General features: G+C 69.3%; 17 protein-coding genes. 2 read left to right on the top strand and 15 right to left on the bottom strand.

Annotation, left to right across the window (positions count from 1 at the left end; translation table 11 throughout):
* Nucleotides 1–26 precede the first annotated feature (26 nt).
* From ACFQRJ_RS08165 to ACFQRJ_RS08135, 7 genes are read right to left on the bottom strand one after another with little or no spacing between them, the layout of a single operon-like run.
* Nucleotides 27–1520: a right-handed parallel beta-helix repeat-containing protein gene (locus tag ACFQRJ_RS08165; protein WP_377018500.1), complete on the bottom strand. Its 1494-nt coding sequence runs from the start codon at nt 1518–1520 to the stop codon at nt 27–29.
* 27 nt (nt 1521–1547) lie between these two features.
* A complete protein-coding gene (locus ACFQRJ_RS08160; protein ID WP_377018499.1) occupies nt 1548–2507 on the bottom strand; it encodes a carbohydrate ABC transporter permease in 960 nt (319 codons plus the stop codon).
* Nucleotides 2504–2950 carry a hypothetical protein gene (locus ACFQRJ_RS08155; RefSeq protein WP_377018497.1) on the bottom strand — a complete coding sequence of 149 codons (447 nt, stop codon included), beginning with the start codon at nt 2948–2950 and terminating at the stop codon, nt 2504–2506. Before ACFQRJ_RS08155 ends, ACFQRJ_RS08160 begins: the two co-directional genes overlap by 4 nt.
* On the bottom strand, nt 2934–4226 hold the full coding sequence (locus ACFQRJ_RS08150) for a glycoside hydrolase family 28 protein (RefSeq protein WP_377018496.1): 1293 nt from the start codon (nt 4224–4226) through the stop codon (nt 2934–2936). The genes ACFQRJ_RS08155 and ACFQRJ_RS08150 overlap by 17 nt, the downstream gene beginning before the upstream one ends.
* A 58-nt stretch (nt 4227–4284) precedes the next feature.
* Entirely contained in the window at nt 4285–5790 is a 1506-nt protein-coding gene (locus ACFQRJ_RS08145) for an extracellular solute-binding protein (protein ID WP_377018495.1), read from the bottom strand.
* Nucleotides 5787–6515 (bottom strand): YesL family protein, encoded by a 729-nt coding sequence (locus tag ACFQRJ_RS08140; RefSeq protein WP_377018494.1) that lies wholly within the window; start codon nt 6513–6515, stop codon nt 5787–5789. The genes ACFQRJ_RS08145 and ACFQRJ_RS08140 overlap by 4 nt, the downstream gene beginning before the upstream one ends.
* Nucleotides 6515–7462, bottom strand: coding sequence for an ABC transporter permease (locus tag ACFQRJ_RS08135; protein ID WP_377018493.1), 948 nt, complete (start codon nt 7460–7462; stop codon nt 6515–6517). Before ACFQRJ_RS08135 ends, ACFQRJ_RS08140 begins: the two co-directional genes overlap by 1 nt.
* A gap of 374 nt (nt 7463–7836) precedes the next feature.
* Here ACFQRJ_RS08135 and ACFQRJ_RS08130 point away from each other — a divergent pair, with 374 nt between their 5' ends.
* The gene (locus ACFQRJ_RS08130; RefSeq protein ID WP_377018492.1) at nt 7837–9438 is read left to right on the top strand and encodes a family 43 glycosylhydrolase; all 1602 of its coding nucleotides are present in this window, start codon (nt 7837–7839) and stop codon (nt 9436–9438) included.
* Nucleotides 9438–11423: a DUF6807 family protein gene (locus ACFQRJ_RS08125; protein ID WP_377018491.1), complete on the top strand. Its 1986-nt coding sequence runs from the start codon at nt 9438–9440 to the stop codon at nt 11421–11423. Before ACFQRJ_RS08130 ends, ACFQRJ_RS08125 begins: the two co-directional genes overlap by 1 nt.
* 220 nt (nt 11424–11643) lie before the next feature.
* Here the strand turns inward: ACFQRJ_RS08125 and ACFQRJ_RS08120 are convergent, their stop codons facing one another.
* The 8 genes from ACFQRJ_RS08120 to ACFQRJ_RS08085 all read right to left on the bottom strand — a co-directional run bounded on the left by ACFQRJ_RS08120 (nt 11644) and on the right by ACFQRJ_RS08085 (nt 19134).
* Entirely contained in the window at nt 11644–12234 is a 591-nt protein-coding gene (locus ACFQRJ_RS08120; protein WP_377018490.1) for a TIGR03086 family metal-binding protein, read from the bottom strand.
* Complete coding sequence (locus ACFQRJ_RS08115) at nt 12231–12761, bottom strand: SRPBCC family protein (RefSeq protein WP_377018489.1); 531 nt, start codon at nt 12759–12761, stop codon at nt 12231–12233. The genes ACFQRJ_RS08120 and ACFQRJ_RS08115 overlap by 4 nt, the downstream gene beginning before the upstream one ends.
* Entirely contained in the window at nt 12758–13120 is a 363-nt protein-coding gene (locus ACFQRJ_RS08110) for an ArsR/SmtB family transcription factor (protein WP_377018488.1), read from the bottom strand. Before ACFQRJ_RS08110 ends, ACFQRJ_RS08115 begins: the two co-directional genes overlap by 4 nt.
* A gap of 126 nt (nt 13121–13246) precedes the next feature.
* Nucleotides 13247–14149 (bottom strand): alpha/beta fold hydrolase, encoded by a 903-nt coding sequence (locus tag ACFQRJ_RS08105; RefSeq protein ID WP_377018487.1) that lies wholly within the window; start codon nt 14147–14149, stop codon nt 13247–13249.
* 82 nt (nt 14150–14231) lie between these two features.
* A complete protein-coding gene (locus tag ACFQRJ_RS08100; RefSeq protein WP_377018486.1) occupies nt 14232–15089 on the bottom strand; it encodes a nucleotidyl transferase AbiEii/AbiGii toxin family protein in 858 nt (285 codons plus the stop codon).
* Nucleotides 15086–15604 (bottom strand): type IV toxin-antitoxin system AbiEi family antitoxin domain-containing protein, encoded by a 519-nt coding sequence (locus ACFQRJ_RS08095; protein WP_377018485.1) that lies wholly within the window; start codon nt 15602–15604, stop codon nt 15086–15088. The genes ACFQRJ_RS08100 and ACFQRJ_RS08095 overlap by 4 nt, the downstream gene beginning before the upstream one ends.
* Before the next feature lie 362 nt (nt 15605–15966).
* Nucleotides 15967–17598 (bottom strand): alpha-N-arabinofuranosidase, encoded by a 1632-nt coding sequence (locus tag ACFQRJ_RS08090; protein ID WP_377018483.1) that lies wholly within the window; start codon nt 17596–17598, stop codon nt 15967–15969.
* Between the two features lie 15 nt (nt 17599–17613).
* Nucleotides 17614–19134, bottom strand: a complete 1521-nt coding sequence (locus ACFQRJ_RS08085) for an alpha-N-arabinofuranosidase (RefSeq protein WP_377018482.1) — start codon at nt 19132–19134, stop codon at nt 17614–17616.
* Nucleotides 19135–19207 lie beyond the last annotated feature (73 nt).

The following is a 19207-nucleotide window of genomic DNA, read 5'->3' as shown; positions in this document are numbered from 1 at the left end:
TTGTGTCGGCGGCTGGTCTTCCCTGGTCAGAGGCGCGGATCCGATATCTCCCAGGGGCCGCCCGTGAGCTGGACGTCCTCGAGCCGGAGCGTGTCGTCGATCGAGCGCAGCGGATAGGCGGCGCGGTCGCCCCCGGTGTCGTCCTCGTAGGTGTTCTCCAGCGTGAGGGCGGCGAGCACGACGTCCCGGGCGAACACGGTGACGGTCGCCCAGTCCGTGGCAGGTTTGTCGTAGGTGACCACGACGTCGGCGGGATCACCGGAGGCACCGCGGATCTCCAGGCCGTCGCACCCCGGCCAGACGGAGATCACCTCGCGATAGATCGCGGGGTGGACGATGATCTCCACGGGGTGGGGGCTGCGCCACGCGGCCCCCACGGCGGCATGGATGGAGGAGACGTCACCGGTCCCGTCCTGGGAGACATGCAGGCGCCGCGGCGTGCGCTCCGTGCGCCCATGGGGGCCTGCATTCCGGGTGAGCAGGTCGCGCACCTGATCGACAGGGTCGAGGTCGTAGTCGTAGTGGTCGGCGGGGTCGACGTCGATGCCCGTGTCCTCCCAGTCGCCCCAGGAGTCGGTGCGCTCGTTGCCGTTCTGCGCGACCCGGGACTGCTCGTCACTGGTGCCGATCGGGTTGCGGACGGCGTCGAACACGCTGTGCTCGATGCGCAGCTCGGTGGCACCGCGGGAGGCCATGCCGTACGAGCTGGCGCCCGCGAGCCAGCAGTTGTACACGTGCCCGATCCTCACCTGATCGATGCTGCCGTTGCGCTGGTGGACGTTGGAGAACCGGTTGTGGTGCAGCGTCAGCGTGGTGACGAGGTTGTCGGTCCAGCCCACGCCGAGCGTCTTGTTGTGGTCGCGGAAGAGGGACCAGGACACGGTCACGTCGGTCGAGTCCTTGCGGATGTCGACCTGACCGTCGCCGAGCCGGGCGAACTCGCAGTGATCGATCCAGACATGGTGCGAGGTATCCACACGGATGCCGTCGTTGTCGTTGGTCTCGAACTTGCCGTCCCAGTCCCCCGCGACGAAGGAGTCCCGGACGGTGAGGTTGCGGATGATGACGTTGGAGACCTCGAGCAGCCGCAGCCCGCCCCCGACGATCTCGGCCCCGCGGCCGACGCCGAGGATGCTCGTGTTCGCGGAGACGTCCGTGATGGTTCCGCTGGGGAACTCGATCGTCCCGCTCACCAGCACCACCGTCGGCTCGTCGGCCGCGATGGCTTCGGCGAGCGCATCCGCCGTGGTGACGGTGACGACGCGACCGCCGAGTCCGCCCGTGGTGCCCTCCGGCAGCTCGGGGGAGGGCACGGAGGCGAATCCCGTCGGCCGCGGCGACCAGACGCGACCGCCGCCGGCACCGGACCTGCCGGTGGGGACCCGCATCAGGGCCAGCACGCCATCCGGCGTGGTCGCGGTGGGCCGGGCGAGAGCGGGAGCGGTGCCGGCGAGCACGGCGGCGGCGCCCACGGAGGCACCGGCCAGGGCAGGGAGGCTGCGGCGGGGAACGGACGGCATGATCATCCTTTATCGGTGGGGTGCGGCTCAGCCCTTGACCGAGCCGATGAGCGCGCCCTTGACGAAGAAGCGCTGGATGAAGGGGTACAGCAGCAGCATCGGCATCGTGGCCACGGTGATGACGGCCATCTTCACCGACTGCGCCGGAGGCACCACGCTCACCGAGGAGGCGTCCGCGTTGACACCGCTGGCGACGATGACGATCTGGCGCAGCAGCACCTGGATCGGCCACTTCGAGGAGTCGTTGATGTACAGGATCGCGTGCATGTACGTGTTCCAGTAGGTCACGGCGTAGAACAGGCCGATGGTGGCGATCGAGGCGATGGACAGCGGCAGCACGATGCGCGCGAACACTCCCAGCTCGGAGCAGCCGTCGATCCGCGCCGCCTCCTCGAGGCTGTCGGGGATGCCCTGGAAGAAGTTCCGCATGATCACGAAGTTGAACGCGTTGACGGTCACCGGAAGGATCAGCGACCACAGCGAGTCCAGCAGCCCCAGCGAGGAGACCACGATGAAGGTGGGGATCATGCCGCCGCTGAACAGCATGGTGAACACGACCAGGAAGTTGATGGTTCGGCGCCCCAACAGGTACGGCTTGGCCAGGGCATAGGCCATCAGCGCCGTGACCACCAGGCTGAGCAGCGTGCCCGCTGTGGTCACGAACACCGACACTCCCATCGCACGGAAGATCGTCGGGGTCGAGAGGATGTAGCGGTAGGCATCGAGGGTGACCTCCCGCGGGATCAGCAGGAAGTTGGTCGTGGCCAGCTCACCGGGGCTCGCGAAGGAGCTGCCGATGACGTGGACGAACGGGATCAGGCAGATCAGGGAGAAGCCGCTGAGGATGATCACGTTGATCACCCGGAATATCTGCTCCCCCGTGCTGAGGCGGCGCAGGCGCGGCCGGCCGTTTCGGCGTGGCGGGCGCGTGGCCAGGACTGCCTTGCTCCCCGCGTCGGTGGGCGGGCTGGGTGGTGCGGTGGTCATGAAGGGCTTCCATCCGTGAGCGGGCGCAGGGCGAAAAGGGCGGCGGTCGCGAAGAAGACGAACGCGAGCGGGAACAGGATCAGCTGGCTCCCCAGCAGCAGGACCAGCCCCGCGGCGAAGAACCACCAGCCGGTGGTGCGGCGGGTGGGCAGCCGACGGGCGAGGAAGAGCCCGGCCGTCGACAGCAGCAGCACCACGATCAGGGTCGCGCCGAACCAGGCTCCGAGGACGCGAGCCGCCTCGAACGCCTCCTGCGGGCCCATGCCGTGATCCGCGCCGAGCAGGGAGGGCATGACGTCGCGCTCGAAGGTCGCGGCATCCACCCCGTTCATGACCAGGCAGAAGCCGCCGAGGCAGAGAATCGCCAGCGCCATCCCGACACCTGCGATCCACATCTCGGCGGTGCGACGGCGGAGCCGGCGGGACTCATGCAGAACCGTCATCGCTCCCCCTGACCTCCAGCTCGAGACCCTCGCAGGCGTGTGTGGACACCGCGGCCCCGTCGGCGCCGGCCACCCGGACCCGGCTGAGCTCGCCGCCCCGCACGAACCCGAGCTCGATGCCGGATCGGGTCCGGGCCTCCACGGCGAGCGCCATCTCGGGCGCTCCCGGCCGCGGATCGGCGGCGAAGGTGACGTCGAGGTCGTCGAGGGTGACGTTCTCGAGGGGCGCCTCGGGCAGTCCGAAGAGGTGACCCGCCGAGGCGTGGACGTTCCTCGCGGTGACATGTGCGAGATGGAGCCCGCGGATCCGCGGGGTGCCCCCGTCGACGGCGCGCGCGGAGCGGTCCCCCACGTGGGGCTCCTTGCCCTCCGGCCCGCAGAAGTAGAAGGGGTTCACCGTGATCGGGCACAGCACGTCGTCCATGACCACGTTGGTCACCCGCACGTCCTCGATCACTCCCCCGCGCACTCGGCGGGTCTTCAGACGGATCCCACGATCGGTGCCCTGGAACACGCAGTTGCTGATCACGACGTTGCGGACGTCGCCGCTCATCTCGCTGCCGATCACCACCCCGCCGTGACCGCGGATCATGGTGCAGTTGCTGATGACGATGTTCTCGCAGGCGACGCGGTCCGGCGTGTGCTCGGTGCCGGCCTTGATCGCGATGCAGTCGTCGCCCACATCGATGTGGCAGTCGCTGATGCGCACGTTGCGGCAGGACTCCGGATCGATCCCGTCGGTGTTCGGCGAGTCCGCAGGGTTGCTGATCCGGATGCCGCTGATGGTGACGTCGTCGCACAGGGCGGGGTGGAGCGTCCAGGCCGGGGAGTTGCGCAGGGAGACGTCCCGGATCGTGACCCGTTCGCAGCCGTGCAGGCCGATCAGGGTCGGGCGCGGATGCTCGAGGTCGCCGCGCCGCTGCCGGAACGTCTCCCACCAGGTCGCGCCGCCCCCGTCGACGGTTCCCAGGCCCGTGATCGAGACGTCCCTCTCCCCGTGCGCGAACAGGCACGGGGAGTGGACGAGGCCTGCCGTGCCTTCCCAGCGCGCCTCGACGGCCGGGTACAGCGCGGGATCCGGGACGAACTGCAGCAGCGCGCCGGCCTCGAGGTGCAGATCGATGCCCGAGCGGAGCCGGATCGCTCCGGTGCGGTGGGTGCCCGGGGGCACGCGCACCTGACCGCCCCCACGGGCCGCCGCCCGGTCGATGGCGTGCTGCAGCCATGTGGTCGCCAGCTCGGCGACGGGCGGTTCGGAGATGTCCAGGGTCGACACGAAGGGACCTTTCCCGATCGGTGGAAGGAGCGGAGGGGAGCGCGGCGGAGGCGAACCGTCAGCCGTTGACGGCGTCGTAGGCCTCGGTGTACTCGGCGATGATGTCGTCCAGGCCCTGGGAGCGCACGGCCTCGATGGCGGCCTCGTAGTCGCTCATGGAGGTCTGGCCGATCATGAAGGTGTTGTAGGCGTCGTTGAGCGCCTGCTCGATGGTCGCCCACTGGTTGTCGTACGTCGGGGACGTCAGCGACTGCGCCGGGTTGGTGATGGCGTACTCGGCGTTCTCGTCCATCATCTCGTTCGCCTGGTTCACGTACTCGTCGGACGACTTGTAGATCTCCACCAGGTCCGACGGGCGTGAGCCGTTGTAGGGCTGGACCTGCTGCTCCCACAGGGGCTGATCGATGATGGTCACCACCCCGTCGTCATCCATCTCGTAGTGCGTGCCCTCGATGCCGTTGGTCATGAGCTGGAAGGCGGGCTCCTCGAGCAGCTCGTCGATGAGGGTCAGCCCGCGGGCGAGGTCCTCCTCGGAGGTGAGCGACTGGGTCGAGAAGCACATCAGGCCGCCCATGCCCCCGCCGGTGTCCGAGACGATCCGCCGCGGCACGTCCGCATAGGTGATGTCGTTGATGAGCGTCCACGACACCTCGGTGTCGGGGTTGATCGACTCGGCGAGCGCCACGTAGTTCTTGGCCTCGAACAGCCCGGTGACGACGATGCCGCCCTTGTCCTGCGCGATCGCCTGCTGCTGGTTCTGCTTCTGCATCGTGATGAACTCCTGGTTCACGCCGCCGGCCTCGTAGACCTCGCGGTACCACTGCATGGCCTCCTTCCAGGGGTCGGTGGTGCAGGCGGGGACGATGTTGCCGGCGTCGTCCAGCTGGAACTTGTCGCCCGCGCCGAAGTAGCCGGCGAGCGATCGGAAGCCGACCAGGAAGCTCTCCTGACGGTCGATGAACCCGGTGGCCGCGGCGCCGGTGCCGGTCGGGTCGTCCTCGGCGAAGGCCTTCGCGACCTCGCCGAGCTCCTCGATGGTGTGGGGCACCTCGAGGCCGAGGCGGTCCAGCCAGTCCTGCCGCACCAGCACGCCGTAGCGGGCGAGCGGCTTCTGGAACGGCACGCCGTACAGCGCACCGTCCAGCCGTGCCCCCTCGAGGGTGTCCGGGTTGATCTGGCTGAGGTTCGGATAGTCGGCGAGGAACTCCTCGACCTCCCAGAACAGTCCGGAGCTGAGTGCGTCCCGGATCGACGGCATCGCCAGCTGGTTCAGGGACGTGATGTCGGCGACCGAGCCCGAGGCCAGGGCCGCGTTGACCTTCTCCTCCTTGGAGGCGTCCGGAACCCACTGGAACTGGAAATCGGTCCCCGTGTGCTCGGTCAGCGCGGTCATCACCGGGCCGTCCGCCTGCGGCGTGGACGGGGTGTGCAGCATCGACATCCAGGTCAGCGAGCCGCCACCGGCGCCGGCCGAGCCGCCGCCGCTGCTTCCGCAGGAGGACAGGGCGAGGGCGCCGGTGGCGGCCAGAGGTGCGGAGGACAGGAGAGTTCTGCGAGTGATCATGCCGGGGTTCCTTTCGGGAGAGACGACGACCGCTCGGCGGTCTTCGTCGGGCGAGGCGGGGACGCGTCGGTGCGCTCCGCCGGGTGCGCTGGCACGCGCAGCACGGGGTGGGGGTCGGCCTCCGAGGAGATCTCGAGATCACGGAGGATCCGCCGGCAGACGGCGGCGAAGACGAGGGCGGGCAGGGCGATTCCGAACATCACCAGCAGCGGCGCGGCGAAGCGCAGCATCAGGCCGTAGCCGACCAGCACGGTGGTGGTGGCGATGATGGTCCAGTGCAGCGAGCCCACCCCCAGCAGCAGGGCGCTGCTGAGCTGTGCACGGATGCCGGTCACGTCGAGGGCGGCCATCACGAAGAACACGTAGGCGCCGAGGATCCACAGCACGGCGGCTGCCGCGAGGTTCGCCGCCCTCAGGTACCAGTCCGAGAGGCTCAGCAGGTTGACCAGGATGACGGCGCCGGCGAGCAGGAGGACCGCCCCCATCACCACGGGGTGCCACCGCAGCTCCCGGGCGTACCGGAAGAAGGTCGGGGCCACCGGCGGGGTGGTGCCGTCCCGCAGCCAGTGATGGAGATACTTGGCCAGCGCGTAGCTCGCCGGACCGAAACCCACGAGACCGAGACCGGCCACGGTCACCGCGATCCACAGGATGTTCAGCCAGGCCAGGCGCCAGAGCCCGGAGAGCCGGCGGTTCAGGGCCACGAACTGCTCGAAACCGAACATCAGTACACCCCTTCCTCGCCGATCCGCTTCGCCAGCGAGTTCACGCCCATCACGAGCACGAGCCCCACGAGGCCCTTGAACAGGCCCACTGCGGTCGCGAAGCTGAGCTGGCCGTTCTGGATGCCGGCGGTGTAGACGAAGGTGTCGAAGATTTCGCCGACCTCACGGTTCATCGAGTTCAGCAGCAGGAACATGTGCTCGAACCCGAGTTCGAGGAAGTCACCGATCGAGAGGATGAACAGCACGATGATCGTGGGCCGGATGGCAGGCAGGGTGACGTGCCAGGTCTGCTTCCACCGGTTGGCGCCGTCGATCTCGGCGGCCTCGTAGAGCGTCATGTCGACCGCGGTCAGGGCGGCCAGGTAGACGATCGTCCCCCAGCCCGCCGTGCGCCAGACGTGCTGGAACACGTACATCGGGCGCAGCCATTCGGGATCGGTGAGGAAGGCGACGGGCTGCCCGCCCAGCGAGGTGATGAGGTTGTTGATGGCCCCGCCGTCGGTCGTGAGCAGCACGTAGAACAGCGACACCACGATCACCCACGACATGAAGTGGGGGATGTAGATGATCGTCTGCACGCTCCGCTTGAAGAAGCGTCCGCGCAGTTCGTTCATCAGCAGCGCGAGGATGATCGGCACCGGGAACGAGATGAGCATGAGCAGCCCCGACAGCACCAGGGTGTTGCGCAGCAGCATGAAGAACGTGTCCTGCGTGAACAGGCGGACGAAGTGCTCGAAGCCGACCCAGGGGCTGCTGAGGATCCCCAGGAACGGCTGGTAGTCCTGGAACGCGATGATCAGACCGCCCATCGGCAGGTACTTGAACACCAGGAAGTAGACGATTCCGGGCAGTGCCATCAGGTAGAGCACCCGGTGGCGCCAGAGCATCGCGGCCAGCGATCTCTTGCGCGCCTGTACGGCCGCCTTTCCCGCAGGGGGCTCAGGCACGGTTGCGGCGAGCACAGGAGACGAGATCCTGGGGTCGCGTACGGGGTCAGCCGCCATTGGCCATCCTTGTTCGTCGTCGAAGCACGGGCGGGGAACAGTCGTGTGAAACCGGTTCCCCGCGGTCTCCCCAGTGTGAGTGGCGATCTCCCGGCTGTCAACGCTGCGGGCGAACAAGATTCTGGGCAGCCTGCCGCCCCGGCTCCATCTCTACTGGTCACGGCGTCGCCCGGCCACGCGACCTCAAGGGCCTCACCGCGGCCGGCCACCTGATAGTGTGCGCGCAGCAGGCTGTGTAACCGGTTCCCCGCAGGTCGCGCGGAAGCGCCCGCACGAATCGGACCAGCGCCCTGAGCAGGCCGTGCGGAGGAGTCACGTTGGAACACCGATCGAACCCTGTCCTCGATGCGGATTGGCCAGACCCGGACGTCATCCGCGTCGGCGGCGACTACTGGATGATCGCCTCCAGCTTCAATCGAGCCCCGGGACTGCCCGTGCTGCGCTCGTCGAACCTCGTCGACTGGGAGCACGTGACCAATGCGCTGCCGGCGCTGGTCCCGCTCGAGCACTATGCGCTCCCGCGGCGCGGCAGCGGCGTCTGGGCTCCCAGCATCCGGGAGCACGACGGCACCTTCTTCATCGTCTACCCCGACCCCGACCACGGGATCTTCGTGATCGACGCGCCGCATCCCGCGGGTCCGTGGAGCGAGCCCCGGCTCCTGCTCGCCGGGCACGGATTGATCGACCCGTGCCCCCTGTGGGACGACGAGGGCCGCGCGCATCTGGTGCACGGCTGGGCGCGGTCGCGCGCCGGGATCAAGAATCGCCTCTCGCTGCTGGAGGTGACCCCGGACCTCACGGCCCCGCTGACCGCATCCGAGGTGCTCATCGACGGCGCCGAGATCCCCGGCATGCTCACCCTGGAGGGCCCCAAGGCGTACGTCCACGACGGCTGGTACTGGATCTACGCCCCGGCGGGAGGGGTCGCCGACGGGTACCAGGTCGTCTTCCGCTCCCGCGACCTCCGCGGCCCCTACGAGTACCGCGTGGTGCTGGAGCAGGACGACACGCCGGTCAATGGTCCCCACCAGGGCGCATTGGTCGACGACGAGCAGGGCTGCTGGTGGTTCGTCCACTTCCAGGACCGCGACGTCTTCGGCCGTGTCACCCACGTCCAGCCGGTCCGTTTCGACGCCGAGGGGTGGCCCCACATGGGTGAGCCCGTCGACGCGACCCGCGGCCGTCCGGTCGCCGTCGTCCCCGAGGTCGGCGCCGTGGGCGGCAGCGGTCCGGTCACGGGCTACACGGAGCCGCGGCGTTCCGATGACTTCACCTCGCGCGAGCTCGCTCCGCGCTGGCACTGGCAGGCCAACCCCCGGGCCGACCGGTGGCGCACCGGGGACGGGCGACTGGACCTGGCCTTCGCGCCGAGTCCCCGCGCCGATCTCCGGCAGCTCGGTGACGTGCTCGGCCAGCAGCTTCCGGGGCAGCCGAGCAGCTGGGAGGTGGAGCTCCACCTTCCTGCTGCACCCCCGCGCCGCGATGCCGCCCCCGAGCGGGCGGGGATCGTAGTGCTCGGGCTGAGCTACGCGTGGGTCGGACTGGTTCGGGACGGGGACGGCATAGCCCTCGTCCACGGCACGATGCCGCAGGACGCGGCCGACGAGACGATCCACCGCGCCCGGCTGCTCACGGCGGACCCGACCGCCGAGGCCTCGATACGCCTGCATCTGACCTGCGATCAGGCAGGTCGCATAGCGCTGGGGGCATCGCCGGGCCGAGCGGCCCCGGCCGGTCGCCCTGCGGGGGCGGCACCTCCCCAGTGGCTGCTGACCGGATGGCAGAGTACGAAGGGACGGTGGATCGGCGCGGAGGTCGGCCTGTTCGCCGCGGCCGGGAGCATGGTGGACCATGTCCTGGACGACCGGAGGGCGAGTTTCAGCCCGGTGACCGTGCACTGCGAAGGATGTGACATCTGATGCCCCGAGGCGGAGGTGGGCCGACCATCACCCAGGTGGCGGAGGCGGCCGGGGTCTCCCGCGCCACGGTGTCGCGCGTCCTCAACGGCCGCACCAGCGTCGATCCGTCGATCGGCCTCCGTGTGAAGGAGGCGGCGCAGAAGCTGCAGTACCGTCCGAACCTCACTGCCCGCAATCTCTCGACCGGGCGCACCCTGACGGTGGCGCTGGTGGTCCCGGACCTCGGCAACCCCATGTTCCAGGCGATCCTGCGCGGTCTCTCCCGCAGCGCGGAGGCCGACGGATACAGCGTGCTGGTCGCGGAGGCCTCCTCACCGGAGCGGGAGGAGTCGATCGCCCGCGAGGCACGCCGCCGTTGCGACGCGGTGGTGCTGGTCTCGCCCCGCATGGACGACCTCGTCCTCGACGAGCTCGTCAGCACCATCGCTCCCGTGGTTCTCGTCAACCGTCGCACCACCGCGGGCCGCGCCACCACCATCAGCATCGACTATGCGGGAGGCATGACGCAGCTGGTCCGTCATCTCGAGGCGTTCGGGCACCGGGATCTGCTGTACGTGGCCGGCCCGCCCCGCAGCGCGGCCAACCGTGCACGTCTGACCGCTCTGAACAGCCTCGTCGACGCCTCCCCGGGGACGACGCTCCGCTCCATCCACGGCGGCTCGACCATGTCCGACGGGTACGAGGTGGCCGAGCAGGTGCTCGAATCCGGGGCCACCGCTGTGCTGGGGTTCAACGACCTCACGGCCTTCGGCATCCTGGCGCGCCTGAACGAGTTCGGCGTCAACGTGCCCGGAGACCTCTCGGTCACCGGTTTCGACGGCATCGAGCTGTCCCGCTTCGCCGTGCCGCGTCTGACCACCGTCGGCCAGGAGCAGCTGGATCCGGGCGCGGTCGCCTGGACCCGGCTGCGCGACCACATCGAGAGCCCGGGCGCCGACGAGACCGTCGGCGATGTCCTGCTCGAGCCGCAGCTGATCGTCGGCGACAGCACGGGGCGCGTGCCGCCGTCGAGAGTGCCCGTTCCCGACCATGCCGATGCACTGTCGGGGGCATACGATGCCGACCTCGCGAAGAAGCCGCTGGGCTGGGTGCGGGAAGGTCGGGACTGGACCCTTCTGCACGGGGGGACGCTGCTGACCGCCGCCGTGACGGGGGCGTCCATGGCCCCCGTCCACAGCCCGCGCCCTCACCTGCACCCCGTGCGCTCTCTGCACGGACGAGCGCTGACGGTCACGAATCCGGTCGATCATCGGCATCATTTCGGTCTGTCGCTCGCCCTGCCCGACGTCAACGGCACCACGTACTGGGGAGGGCGCACCTTTGTCGAGGGCCGTGGCTCGACCCTGCTGGCGAACCAGGGTGTCCAGGAGATCCGCGGGACGGAGACCGCGGAGACCGGGCGCGATCTGCGCTCGGAGGTCAGGTGGCTCGATCATGATGGCCGCGACGTCCTGCTCGAACGGCGACGCCTCCGGGCGTTCGTCCTGCCCGAGCACTATGGGTGGGGCCTTGCCTGGCGCAGCCGCCTGTACGCGGACACCGCCGACGTGCGCCTGACGAGCCCCGCGAACCGGGGCCGGCTGGGGGCGGGGTACGGGGGCCTGTTCTGGCGTCTGCCCGACGCGGACGAGACCCGCATCCTGGTCGAGGACGGTCACGGGGAGTCGATCGCCCATGGGTCGACGAGTCCGTTCCTGGTCGTCCAGCGACGCCACGGCAACGAGTGGACCAGTCTCGTGCTCGTGCAGGACATCCAGACGCAGAGTCGTGTCGACCCGTGGTTCGTGCGCGCATCGGACTACGTAGGAATCGGCACGAGCCTCGCCTGGTCCGCTCCGCGGGACATACCCCGCGGCGCCCACCTCGACGTCCGGGTGCACGCGGCCGTGTTCGACCACCCGGTGACGGCCGATGAGGTGCCCGCGATCGTCGGGGCCATGCCTGTCAGCGACGACGAGTTCCCCGCCTCGAGCGGCGACTCCTGATCGGCGGGCGGCGTGCCGCGAGTGATGTGCCGCGACAAGACGTCGACGACCTCGCCCGGAGGCGTTCCCGCGGGAACGCCTCCGCACGGCCACGAGCGTCCTCCGCGCACCGTCGCGCCGACCCGATGAACGTTCCCGCGGGAACGTGTCTCGGCGTCAGACGTTCCCGCGGGAACGTCTGACGCCGAAGGGTCCGCTCGGCGATCGGGCCTGGAGGAGATCAGCCGGCCGCAGCCTCCCATCGCGGATCGCGGCCCAGGAAGGCGAAGAGCTTCTCCTGCTCGGTCGCCTCCTGCGGCACGGGCTGCTGCTGCCCGAACTGGCCGCTGGATCGCAGCATCTCCTCCATGGCACTCATCCCGGCCAGCGCCTCGTGGACCATGTCGGGATCGAGCGCGTCGTCCTGGCCCGATGAGCGAGCCAGGTCCCAGGTGTGGAAGAAGACGTCCCCGGTGAAGACCGAGTCGACGACGTCCGGGACCGGCCTGTCCTGGCCGGTGTGCGGATTCGAGTGCAGGTGCTGCGCGGCAGCCGGGTCCTCGAACAGCTCACGGACCTGCCTATCGAGATGGTTCCAGGCGCCGACGGGGTCGTCGTCCGCCGACGGCCCGGCCGAGAAGCGGACATCCGAGCCCCCGTGGATCATGGCCGGCAGCCACGTGACGAGATGGTCGACGACATCCCGGGCACGCCATTCCGCGACGGGCGTGGGTGCGTCCCAGTCCTTCACCCCGCCGACCGTCTCGGTGAACCGGTCGGAGATGGCGCGGTACTTCGCGTCGGGCGGGAGCTGGGGCAGCGGGGTGCTCACGCTGTCTGCTCCGCCGCAGGAGACTGTGCTCCCGCCGGCACGGAACCGGCCTCGAGGAGCTCGTCGAGCTTCGCGTAGCCCTCGTTGATGCCGACTTCCATGCCGGATTCCAGCATTTGACCGCGCGCCTCGAAGGAGTCGGTCAGCGACTGGCTGTGCATGCGGGTCCAGCCGTCCCCCAGGTCCTCGAATCGCATCGTCTCCAGCGAGACCCCCTCGGGCCAGCCGTCGAAGGTGAAGGTCTGGACGATGCGATTCTCGGAGACCTCGTGGAAGCAGCCGTGGAAGGAGTACTCCTCCTCACCCCGGATGTTGGTGAAGGCCCAGGAGCCGCCGGTGCGGGCGTCCCAGTGGTCGATGCGGGTCGAGAGGTCCTTGGGCCCGACCCACTGGGCGTAGAGGTCCGGGTCGGTGTGAGCGCGGACGATCTGCTCCGGAGTAGCAGGGAAGTCCCGGGTGATGCGGATCAGGGGGACGTCGGGGTCGGCTTCGATGGCGGCAGTGGTCAGACGGTCGGTGACGTTCATGGCGATGTCTCCTGAGAATCGGTGAGGCCTGTGTCAGGGGTTCCTGCGTGCTCGAGGACCTCGTCGAGGCGGGACATGCGTGCCTCGGCGGCCCTGCGATGTCGGTCGATCCATGTGGTCAGCTCCCCCAGCGTCTCGGCGTCGAGATGCACGGGGCGGCGTTGGGCATCGCGCCGGCGGGTGACGAGGCCGGCCGATTCGAGGACCGCGAGGTGTTTGCTCACGGCCTGCAGCGACATGTCATAGGGGGCGGCGAGCTCGCCCACGGTGGCGTCACCGAGAGTGAGTCGGGAGACGAGGTCGCGGCGGGTGGGGTCGGCGAGAGCGGCGAAGGCCCGCGAGAGAGTGTCGTCGTCCATACCTCCCTTTCTCAACTTCCTGGTTGACAACGGAGACGCTACGCCGACTCCGCGGCGTCGTCAACCCTTCGGTTGAATACAGATCGGGTGCGGCCGACCGCCGGAGAAGCCCGGCCGTCAGCGCGGTCAGGCGCTGGCCGAAGCGCCCTGATCAGCGGCCCCAGCGAGCCACTCCGCGAGCGCCGTGGCGACCGGCTCGGTCGCCTCGATCGGCGCGAGATGCCCGACATCCGGCAGCACGGCCAGCGGCGGCTCTCCCGGCAGCGCCTCCTGCAACCGGGACGCCTGCTCGACCGGGATCCACGGGTCCTGCTCGCCCCAGCCGATCCTCACGGGGCAGCGCACCTGGTGGAGCCGTTCCACGAGGGGCTCGGTGTGCTCGGGGCTCAGCGCTGCGATCTGGCGGTAGAACCCGGCCTGCCCCTCCCCCTCGATCCAGGGAGAGACCAGCAACTCCGACTGCTCCGCGGTCAGCGTGCGGTGCGCGGCGCCGCTGATGTACTCGCGCACCAGGGCGGCGTGGAGCGCGGGCGGCAGGGCGCTGAAGACGTCGGCGTGCTCGGCGACGAGCCGGAAGAACGGCGAGCCCCACGGGTCGAGTGTCACGACGTCCCACAGCGCCAGCGAGGCGAACTGGCTGCCGCCACGCAGGTGGGCGCCGAGGGCGACTGCGCCGCCGATGTCGTGGGCGATCACGTGGGGGCTCTCCAACTGCCAGTGCTCGAGCAGCCGCGCGAACCGCTCACTCTGGGTCACGAGGTCGAGCGGGACGTCGGCCTCCTTGCCGGAGCGGCCGTAACCGGGCATGTCCCACAGGTGCACGCGGAAGGTCACACTCAGGGCCCGGGCCACCGGTGCCCACACCTGGGCCGACCACGGGGTGCCATGGCAGAACAGGACGTCACCGCGGGAGGCGCTGCCATCCGCTCCGAATTCGTAGGTGGCGATCCGGACCCCACCGAGGTCGATGGGGACAGGCTCGGGCAGCGAAGGAGTCGGCGCAGCAGGCGCGGACGGCGATGCGGTCACACGCGAGAACCTACTCGATCCGGCCCTGAACTTCCGGCCCCGGCTTCGTGCATCCGATCCGGTCCGGAAATCGCGACCGAACCTACGCTCGGTCAGACCGTCTGAATACGGGGTCGAGGACTGCGGCAACCTTGGCCATCTGGGCGTCAAGGTAAGGCTCGCTGACGTCCTCGAGGCGTTCCTTGCGTCTCCAGGCAGCCCACTTCACCTGGCCGATGGCCCCGTACCCTGCGATGACAGGTGCAATCGGGCCGAGGGCAATTTTGCGATACCGGGCCACGGCCTGGGCTGATTCCCGAAGCAGGTCCTCATCAACACCGTGCTTCTCGCTCAGCTGGACGATGTCGATGTAGTCGCGCCACCGGGTGCTCGCGGTCCCCCGCTCCAGAATGGTCACGCCTTTTTCGGCCACGGTGGTCTCCGGCGCGTAGCCCAGCATCTCTATGTCGTGACCGAGCACCCGAGGAACCTTAACCGGCCGCGGCAGCGGCACGATCGGGTCGCCCGTGGAGATGTCCCAGACCACGACGAGCATTTGAGGCCCGACACGACAGTTGACCCGCACCCGCATGCCGGGATACTCGGCGTCGTCGCGAATCTCCTGGATGCTGACCGTGTCCACGTCGAACCAGACACCATCCGCGACATCGACTGCCGCCACGTGACGCACAACGTCCACGATGTGCTCGGGCGTGACAGAGACATTGACCGCTTCAGAGTCCACGTCCTTCGTGGGGCGGCGTACGCCGTAGACGGCAAGCAGAATGCCGCCCTTCAAGATGAAGTTGTCCCGGTGATCCGTGCGGGCGAGCCGCTCAAGGAACGATTCAAGCACGTGACGGGTGAGGTACTCGGCCGTGGGAGTGGGCTTACCGGCCTTGGCGCCGTCCGATCGGGCTCGGTTCTGAAGCTGCCGAAAGACGGCCTCGCCTGTGCTCACGCGAGGATGTCCAGTGCGTGAAGAATCGGCCCCTCGGCCCTGGGGAGCCTGGACGCGATCTCCATGAGATCGGCCGGCCTGCCACCCCTGCGCAGCCATTCGCGAAGGGCGTCTCTGCCGAGCTCGTATCCGACGTCGCCGCGAAGGCGGAAGGCATCGGCGATGCACCGCTCGGGCGAGTAGATGCCGATGCGTTGGGCCGTTCTCGGGACCGCGATGTCAGCGCGGCCGAGGGTGAATGTGTCCTTGGCGAACAGGTGCCAGTTGATTGCCGCCTCGGTGGCAGGGATGCGGGCTCCGCGCGGGATGGCGACGTCGAGCGCATCAGGAATCGCGTCAGTGAGGTCGTGGAAAGCGAGCGCCGAAGTCAGGCAGATCGTCGCGTCTCGACGACGGGTGGCAGCCTCGATCCAGTCCCAGTCCGCGGCTGGCGCGTCGGCCGGCCGGTAGATGCCCCGAGCAATGCGCTCATACCGCCCCGACTGGGCCGCGCGGTAGAGGTTGCTCCGGGACATGCCCCCACGCCACGCGTGCTTCGGACGCAGCGTCTCTGCCCCCATGGCTCTCACCTCCTGAAACAGACCGTATGCAGGTAACCGTACCTGTATACGCTTTGTTTCACCATAGCCAAGCCAGGCGCGAGCAACCCAGATACGGGCTCGCCCTCGACCCGACCGCAGCGGCACCATTCAGGCCCTGGCGGTCGCGGGACCCAGCCGGGACCGCTCGTGCGCCGAGAAGTACCACGTCAGCGGCACCTCTTGCGTCGCGGCGGCTGAGCGGGGGTGCGGCGGCTGCGTGAGGGTACGACGGCTGAGCGAGGGCGCAGCGTTCGTGGGGCGCCGCGGCCAGGCGCCAGCCCACCCGCGGCCCGCCCTCAACCCAGCTGCAGCTGCACCGTCGCGAAGGAGTGCGGCGGGAGCTCGACCTCGAGGCCGCGCTCGTGCTCGCGCACCGTCGTCAGCTCCACCGGAGCCACCGCGTCGGGCTGTTCCGGGGTGTTGTGCGCGGCAGAGCACGCTCCGGTGAGCACCCGCGCCGAATGCCCGGCGACCTCGCGGCCGCGCAGGTCCAGCACGAGCGCGCGGCCCTCCGAGGCATCCAGGTTCGACAGCGAGATCAGCGCCGACTCCCCCGTCGTCGACGCCGAGGCGGAGATCGACGGCAGGGTGCGGCCCTCGATCTCGCGCGGCTCCTCGGGCAGCAGCACGTGGGCGTCCAGCGCCGCGGCGTCCTGGTGACCGGCGTTCATCTCGAACACGTGATACGTCGGCGTGAGCACCAGCGCGCCGGAGTCCGGGTCGGTGAGGACCATCGCCTGCAGCACGTTGACGGTCTGGGCGATGTTGGCCATGACCAGGCGGTCCGCGTGGCGGTGGAAGCCGTCGAAGTGGAGCGAGGCGACCAGGGCGTCACGCACGGTGTTCTGCTGGTACAGGAAGCCGGGGTTGGTGCCGGGCTCCACGTTCCACCAGGTGCCCCATTCGTCCAGGACGAGGCCCACCTGCTTGTGCGGGTCGTAGTGGTCCATGACGGTGGAGTGGCGGGCGACGAGCTCCTCGGTGCGGGCGGCGCGGGCGAGGGTCAGGTACCACTCGTCCTCGGTGAACTCGGTGGCGCTGCCCTTGTCCTGCCACGGCCCGGACATCGTGTAGTGGTGCAGGGAGATCGCCTGGAAGGGCTTGGGCTTGGTCTCGCGGCCCTTGAGGGTGCCGATGGCCTTCATCAGCGCCTCGGTCCAGCCGTAGTCGTCATCGCTGGCGCCGGCCGCGATGCGCGTGACCTCGTTGCCCGCGTGATCGCGCACGTAGGTCGAGTACTGGCGGGCCAGGGCGGCGTAGTCCTCGGCGCGCATGTTGCCGCCGCAGCCCCAGGCCTCGTTGCCGATCCCGAAGTACGGCACCTTCCACGGTTCCTCACGCCCGTTCTGTCGGCGCAGGGAGGCCATCGGGGAGTCGTCGGCACGGGTGAGGTACTCGATCCACTCGCTCATCTCGGCCACGGTGCCGGAGCCGACGTTGCCGTTGACGTAGGCCTCGGTGCCCAGCAGCTCGACGAGGTCCATGAACTCGTGGGTGCCGAAGGAGTTGTCCTCGACCACGTCGCCCCAGTGGGAGTTGACCATGCGGGGGCGCTGCTCGCGCGGGCCGATGCCGTCCTTCCAGTGGTACTCGTCGGCGAAGCAGCCGCCGGGCCAGCGCAGGTTGGGGATCCGCAGGGCGCGCAGGGCGTCGACCACGTCGTGGCGGATGCCGCGGGTGTTGGGGATCTCGGAGTCCTCGCCGACGAAGAAGCCGCCGTAGATGCAGCGGCCGAGGTGCTCGGCGAAGTGGCCGTAGAGATGGCGGGAGATGGTGGCGCCGGGCAGGTCGAGGTCGACGACCACGCGCGCGGGCCCGTCGGTCCGCCTGCTGGAGGGGCCGGTCGATCCGGTGGTACCGGTGCCGGGGCTGGGGGCGCTCAGCGCCGAGGCCAGGCCGGTGGTGACAGTGCGGGCAGGGTTGCTCATCGGAGTTCTCCTTGCTCAGGCGCCGGTGCGGCTCAGGCGGATGATCGACCACGAGATCGCGGGCAGCTCACCGGTCAGACGGCCGTCGGCGAGCGCGATCGACTCGTTCTTCTGCGGGGTGACGGTGTCGGGGGCATCGGCCGTGTTCGCCACGTACGGGTCCTCGTGGTGGAGGGTGAGGGCCTCGACGAGCTCGAGCCCGGCGAAGGCGGTGAGGTCCACGCCCAGGTCGAGCGGCCCCGAGGCGTCGCGATTGACGACGAAGACGGTGAGGTCCCCGGTCTCCTCGTCCCAGGTCGCGACCGCGTCGCCCGAGGTGCTGGTGCCGAAGCGCTGGTTCTCGAACGTCGGCGACTGGAGCCGCACGTCGAGCACCTCGCCCTTGGCGTGGCGGGACGTGAGCGAGAACGGATGGAAGATGGTCTGCTTCCACACGCGCCCGCCGGGCTCGGTCATGATCGGGGCGATCACGTTGACCAGCTGGGCGAGGGACGCGGAGGCGACGCGGTCGCTGTGGCGCAGCAGGGAGATCAGCAGGTTGCCGAACACCACGGCGTCCATCGCGGAGTAGACGTCCTCCAGCAGCACGGGGGCGACGGGCCAGTCGTCGCCGCTCGGCGGGCGGGACTCGGCGCGGTGCTGGTACCAGATGTTCCACTCGTCGAAGCTGACCATGATGCGCTTGTCGCGCTTCAGCTTCGCGCGCACATGGTCGGCGGTGGCGACGACGGAGTCGATGAAGTAGTCCATGTCGTCGGCCGAGGCGAGGAAGGAGGCCTGGTCGCCGTCCTTCTCCGAGTAGTACGCGTGGGCGGAGATCATGTCCACGAAGTCGTAGGCCTCGGTCAGCACGGTGTTCTCCCAGGCCCCGAAAGTGGGCATCTGCGAGTTCGAGGAGCCGCAGGCGATCAGCTCGAGGTCCGGGTCCTCCTGACGCATGGCACGGGCTGCCTCGGTGGCCACCCGGGCGTACTCCTCGGCGGTCTTGTGGCCCGTCTGCCAGGGGCCGTCCATCTCGTTGCCCAGGCACCACATGCGGATGCCGTGCGGCTGGGGCGACCCGTTGGCGGCGCGCTGATCGGAGAGCTCGATGCCCTGCGGGGCGTTGGCATACTGCAGCACGTCCAGGGCCTCCTCGACCCCGCGGGTGCCGAGGTTCACGGCGTACATCGGTTCGACCTCGGCCTTCTTCGCCCAGGCCATGAACTCGTCCAGGCCGACGGTGTTGGGCTCGGTGGAGTGCCAGGCGAGGTCGTGGCGGGCGGGTCGCTGCTCGAGGGGCCCGACCCCGTCCTCCCACTTGTAGCCGGAGACGAAGTTGCCGCCGGGGTAGCGCACCGAGCTGACGCCGAGCTCACGGGTGAGCTCGAGGACGTCGGTGCGGAAGCCGTCCTCGTCGGCCGAGGGATGATCGGGCTCGTGGATGCCGGTGTAGACGCAGCGGCCCAGGTGCTCGACGAACGCACCGAAGGTGCGACGGCGCACGGGCGCGACGCGGAAGGCGGGGTTGACGGTGAGGGTCAGCGCAGGAGACATCGGTGTCAGGATCCTTCTGGGGAGTGGGCGCCGGTTCGCGCGACAGTGCGACGGGACACGATGCGATGACCAG

This window comes from Brachybacterium sp. GCM10030252, assembly GCF_042666535.1.
Lineage (GTDB): Bacteria > Actinomycetota > Actinomycetes > Actinomycetales > Dermabacteraceae > Brachybacterium.
Note: the sequence above shows the minus strand (reverse complement) of the source record. Positions and strands in the feature narration are given on the sequence as shown.